Below are 6,202 nucleotides of genomic sequence, written 5' to 3' on the forward strand. Positions count from 1 at the left end.
CCGGTTGCCTATAATGGCCACATCAGTCTGAATGATTTCTTCTGTAAATACATTAATCACATAACCGTTTTTTAAGACGATATCAGCTAATGCCTTGCCGTTTGCGACGTGAATTAGATTTTCCATGCTTGTCCCCTTTGTTCGGATGCCTATTTGCTTACAAATTGATTGTTAGAATTGCTGAAAGTAGTGAATCCTTCTTCACTACTTCAACTCGATTAATCGGATTTGAAAATTTGAATAGTATTATAACCACAATTAGCCCTAAAAGTATAGAATAAATTAATAAATATACGAATTATAAAATAAATATAATAAATTATCGTTCGGATAGAGTTAGTTTAAGTTAATAGATAAGGTCTTATATTTCGGGAAAAAGGGGTAAAATCCCGATTAAAGCTAGGTTAACCTTCCAAATCAAATGAAAACAAAAGTGTATTGCAAAAAACGCAGACTTGAAGTCTGCGTTTTAACATTTCTATGTATTAAGCCACTTTAGCTTATTTTCGTTCAATCGGGTGGCCACCAAATCCGGAACGCAAGGCAGAGACGACTTTGTTTGAAAAACTGTCTGGTAATTGACTGTCATTTCGAACAAATAGGGATTGAGCGATGATTGGAACGGGTACATCCAGTGATAACGCTTCTTCAACCGTGTATTTGGCTTCACCGCTGGAATCTATTTTGCCTACGATTTTGTCTAACTGACTGTCGTCATTGAAACTTTCCTCTAAAAGTTCCATCAACCAAGAACGAACGACAGACCCGTTGTTCCACAATTTAGAAACAGCTGCAAAATCGAAGTCATAATTTGAGGCTTCTAGGACGCTAAATCCTTCACCAATGGCCTGCATCATGCCGTATTCAATCCCGTTATGGACCATTTTCAAATAGTGACCTGACCCACTAGGACCAGTATATAAATAACCGTCTGTACAAGCGATATCACTAAAGAAGGGTTCAACAACTTTAAAGGCTGTCGGATCGCCACCAATCATCAAATTGACCCCATTTCTAGCCCCATCAATCCCGCCAGAAGTCCCGCAATCTAACAAGTAAATTCCCTTATCTAATAGGATTTGCCCCATCAATAAGCTGTCTTTGTATTTTGAATTGCCAGAATCAATGACAATATCACCTGCCTGCAATGTTGATTCTAAGTCTTGAAGAATCTGGTTGGTAATGTGACCAGCAGGTGTTGATAGTAAGATGATTTTTTCTTGGTCCAGTGCTTCTAGTAAGGCTTCCTGACTTGCGACTGTTGGAATTCCTTGCTTTGTTGCTGATTCTCTAGCTTGGGCTGAGGCATCGTAACCAATGATGTTCCAACCATGGTCAAGGCCATTTAAGGCTAAGTTAGCACCCATTTTTCCAAGTCCAATAATACCAATTTTCATGTCTTCCCACTCCTTTTTCTAAAGTCACCTAAATCTTAGCACGGAAAAGTAAACCCTTCATTTCAAGTTTGGCACACTTGATGACGACAAATATAGCGCTTTCAAAACATTGAAGAAAGGGCTTTTAAGATTTATGATGGGAGTAATTTAAAAGTTTTGAGGAGGAATCGCAATGTCAGAAATGAGTACAAGTACAGTGTCAGATGCAGGATCAAATACGAAAATTTCTATGAAAACTCGGATTCAAAAATTTGGTTCTTATCTGAGTAGTATGATTATGCCAAATATTGGCGCCTTTATTTCTTGGGGGATTATTACAGCCTTATTTCTAGCCACTGGTTGGCTACCGAATGAAGAATTGGCTCAAATGATTGACCCGATGAAAAATTATTTACTACCTTTATTGATTGCTTATAGTGGTGGTAGTTTAGTCCACGGCCAACGCGGGGCAGTTGTCGGGGCGATTGGGACCATGGGGGTTGTGGTTGGTTCTGAAATCCCTATGTTTCTAGGGGCCATGCTGATGGGACCGTTTGCTGGTTGGTTGTTGAAGCAATTTGACGATAAATTTGCAGACAAGATTCCGCAAGGTTTTGAAATGTTAGTTAATAACTTCTCTTCTGGTATCCTAGGTTTTATTTTAGCGGTACTTGGCTATTACTTTGTTGGACCAACGATTGGTGCCATCACAGATATTGCCTCTGTTGGTATTCAAGCCATTATTTCCGACGGTTTCTTACCACTTGCCAATGTCATTACAGAACCTGCCAAGGTTATCTTTTTGAATAATGCTGTCAATCACGGTATATTTACGCCATTAGGTGCCCAACAAGCACAAGAAGCCGGTAAGTCTATTCTATATTTAGTGTCTATTAACCCAGGTGTTGGTGGCGGTATGTTATTAGCTTATATGCTATTTGGTAGTGGGTCAGCTAAATCTTCAGCGCCAGGTGCCTTTATTATCCAATTCTTTGGTGGTATTCACGAGATGTACTTCCCTTATGTGTTAATGAAACCCTTGATGGTATTAGCGGTGATTGGTGGTGGGGTAACAGGTACTGCCATTTTCCAATTATTTGATGTAGGACTTGTAGGACCAGCGTCACCGGGATCAATTATTTCAGTGGTTGCCATGACACCACCGGGCGATTTATTTGGTATCCTATTAGGTGTATTCGGTGCCTTCTTGGTATCCTTCGCAATTGGGGTCGCTATCCTCAAATTTGACCGTTCAGAAGGTAAGGATTTTGAAGCTTCTAAAGATGCCGTTCAAGCAGAGAAACGTGCTGCTAAAGGTCAAACTACAGGCAATACGCAAGTAGCTGAAAAGGTGGCCGACGTTCCAAAAGCTGAGAACGTCAATAAAATCATCTTCGCTTGTGATGCAGGAATGGGTTCAAGTGCCATGGGGGCCTCATTATTACGGAAAAAGGCCAAACAAATCAATCTGAATATACCTATTTCAAATTCTGCCATTAACAATCTACAGGATGAACCAGGTACATTAGTCATTTCGCAAAATGAATTAACCCCTCGAGCACGCCGTCAAAATCCATCTGGTATGCACATCTCAGTGGACAATTTCTTAGACGGTGACCGCTATGATGAGATTTTAGGGGCCATGATTGCGCAACCAATTGAGGTTAAAGAAACAGATAATACGGCAGCAAGCCAAACAACAAATATAGCGATTCAAAATATCGACAATATCTATCTACCATTTGAAGATAAGGTAGGCAAAACCACCATGGCGGCGTCTATTCTACGGAATAAATTGAAGAAGATCAATATCCATGATGTGACCGTCAAGGCTGTGGCAGTTGAAGATTTAGTCCATACCAATAAAACCGACGCTACTTTAGTTATCGGAAACCAAGCAATAGTCCAATCCTTACAGGAGTTATATCCAGATTTAGATGGCTTGGTCATTGAAGATTTACTAGAAGCCAGTGCTTACGACCAGCTGATTGAATCGTAAGGACTTGGAAATATCGGAAAAGTCATTATTAAATAAGAAACAAGTAATAAACACAGAAAACTAATAGAAAACAAGCAAGAAATAAACAAAAGAAGGGAGCGGGTGCCAAATGTATCTATCACAGCGGGAAGCCATTATATTAGACCAGTTGTTATATAGTCATACGGAAATTCCTATCTCTTCTTTTCAAAGTTTACTGCAAGTGAGTCGACGGACAGTCTACCGGGAAATTACGAATTTAGAGGCGTCACTCAAAACCTTAAATATTGAGATTGTCAACGAACGGAACAAGGGCTATAAACTTGTTGGCCATGCGGAAACTCTAAATATGTTGAGGGAAGAAAATACTGCTCGAAATCAGTATGTTTTCTCTAAAGATGAACGGCAAGATGGCATTATTACCACCTTATTGGTCAATGAAGAGCCGGTGACAGCAGAAGTTTTAAGCCAACAATTTGCTGTCAGTTTAAATACCATCTATCAAGATATAGATGCTATTGAAGAAAGATTGGGGGCTAATCGTGTAAACCGGTTACCGGCGCAAGGATTTACCTTGGATGTGGATGAAATTAACAACCGAAACATTGTGGCGACAACCATTTACAACAATCTATCTCCATCTGATAGCGCAACTTATTTATCCGATCTATCTGAAATTGGCGCTGCTATCGATAAACCCTTCTTCCTCACTTTTATTTCTGATAACAGTTTGAAAGCAGTGGTGGAAAGTTTTCATCAGAGTGACCTAAACTCAGGTAAGAAGATGAATGACAATCAAATTCGGCCTGTTTTGATTCAATTGGCTTATGCCCTTGACCGGATCCAGGCAGGCTTTTCCATAGGCGATATTGTCAGTATTGAGACCAACGTCCCAAGCGATATCATCAATTTGGCTTATCAAATTACGGGGCATATTGCTAATCAATTGAAGATCAACATTCCAATCAATGAGCGCAATTTATTGGTTAACCAATTGGAAGGCATCAATTTTAAGAATAAAGAATCGATTTTCAATGTGAACTTTGACACCCAATTATCCTACAAGGTACAGAAGTTTATCCGACTTGTTTCTGAAAAAACGAGTAACGATTTTAGACAGGACAAACGCTTGTACAAGGGGTTAATTTCTCACATTCGGGCCGCCTTGAAGCGGATTGAAAATGACCCCATCACGAGTTTCAAAGATACTAGTTTAGAACCGGTTGTCGACCAATACAAAGACTTGTATGTCAAAGTAGAAGAAAGTTTTAAAGCGGTTTTTTCAACCGATATTTCACACGAAGAAGCGGCTTATATATTGATGCACTTTGCAGCATCTTACGAAGCAGGGCCTTCTTTAAACTATCAACCACGGTTATTAGTAATTGTCTCCAATTATGGTGGGACGGGTAAAATTATCAAAGAGCGGCTAGAAAAGCAGTTCCAAGCTATTTTTCAAGTGGATATCACACAATTATCTAAAATTGACCGATTAGATGTCGGGTCATACAGTATGATTCTGTCGACAGCCCCGCTTAAAAATTTCCCGGTTGAATACCAATTGATATCACCGGTACTAGCTGACAAGGATATTGACTTGTTAAAGGACTTTATCGAAACCTACAAACTAGGCCACAAAAACCCTTTGACCAACCACTTTGGGGATGATAATTACAAATTAACCTTTGAAGAGATGCGGGATTCCATCTTGATTGCGGATGATTTGTTAAAGCAGTTTGAGGTCAAAGACATTGACAGCAAAGAGCATGTGGAGGCGACCGTTGAGGCAGTGATACAATCGCTGAAACCACTTGCTGTGTCGGATGATGCCTTGGTGTCACAGGCAATTATTAAACGCTACAAGACCACGCCAATTGGTATTCCAAAGACCAATATGTCTCTATTTCATAGTGTGCACGAAGATGTGAAGACACCGGTGTTTAAGGTCTATAATCTGTCGAGTCCCTTTTATGTTGAAGGGATGGATCGGCAGATGATCTCACTAAAACGGATACTGTTATTGTTAGCACCAGCGCCACTAGATGCCAACGTTAAAACAGTTTTAGGTTGGATCAGCCAATCTATTATCGAAAATAATATTAATACCGATCTATATAATACGGGGAATGAAGAAACTTTAAGGAATTTACTGAGTAGACTATTTGTTGAAGCGATACAGGAGTCAGGGAAGGGTGATGATTAAATGGAAATTAATCAAAATATGGTGAAATTAAAGCAAGATTTTCAAACGAAGGAAGCTGCGATAAGGGCAGCAGGTCAATTGTTAGTCGATAACGGACATGTCGATTCCTCTTATGTGGAAGCCATGCTCGACCGCGAGAATGAGGTAACAACTTACATGGGTAATTTCATTGCCATTCCTCACGGTACGGATGAGGCCAAAACAAGCATCCATTCTACAGGCATTTCGGTCCTACAAATCCCGTTTGGGGTAGATTTTTCTGACGACCCCAATGAAGAAAAGATGGCAATGGTTGTCTTTGGGATTGCCGGGGTTAATAATGAACACCTGGATTTACTGTCTAAAATCGCTATTTTCTGTTCAACCCTTGATAACGTGGTGAAATTGGTAAATGCTGAAAATGAGGCAGAAATTATGACTTTGTTGGATAGCGTTGAAGCAGCCTAATATAGAAAATTAAATGAATATATAAGGAGTTAGCTTATCTTTAGGGGGAAAGTTAGCTCTTTTTTTATTTAGCATGTGGCTGAAATAAACGCTTTTCAAGGGGTTAAAATACAAAACCCTCTAATATTGTATTTATAATGTATTTTATATAGAAATAAAAAACGCAAAATCCCATTATACTAAAGGTTATAAAATAAC

3 protein-coding genes and 1 pseudogene are annotated in these 6,202 nt (G+C 39.4%); 3 read left to right on the top strand and 1 reads right to left on the bottom strand.

Annotation, left to right across the window (positions count from 1 at the left end; all coding sequences use genetic code 11):
- Positions 1 to 500: 500 nt before the first annotated feature.
- Positions 501 to 1,415 (bottom strand): annotated as a pseudogene (gene gnd, locus ACRCJ0_RS08600) (phosphogluconate dehydrogenase (NAD(+)-dependent, decarboxylating)); the annotation flags it as partial.
- 154 nt (positions 1,416 to 1,569) lie between these two features.
- Here gnd and ACRCJ0_RS08605 point away from each other — a divergent pair.
- From ACRCJ0_RS08605 to ACRCJ0_RS08615, 3 genes are all read left to right on the top strand, one after another.
- Positions 1,570 to 3,375 (top strand): PTS mannitol transporter subunit IICBA, encoded by a 1,806-nt coding sequence (locus ACRCJ0_RS08605; RefSeq protein ID WP_431390191.1) that lies wholly within the window; start codon positions 1,570 to 1,572, stop codon positions 3,373 to 3,375.
- Positions 3,376 to 3,484: 109 nt separating this feature from the next.
- Positions 3,485 to 5,557 carry a BglG family transcription antiterminator gene (locus ACRCJ0_RS08610; protein ID WP_431390192.1) on the top strand — a complete coding sequence of 691 codons (2,073 nt, stop codon included), beginning with the start codon at positions 3,485 to 3,487 and terminating at the stop codon, positions 5,555 to 5,557.
- Complete coding sequence (locus ACRCJ0_RS08615; RefSeq protein WP_016897186.1) at positions 5,558 to 6,004, top strand: PTS sugar transporter subunit IIA; 447 nt, start codon at positions 5,558 to 5,560, stop codon at positions 6,002 to 6,004.
- The last annotated feature ends 198 nt before the right edge of the window (positions 6,005 to 6,202 follow it).

It is taken from the genome of Aerococcus sp. L_32 (assembly GCF_050689315.1).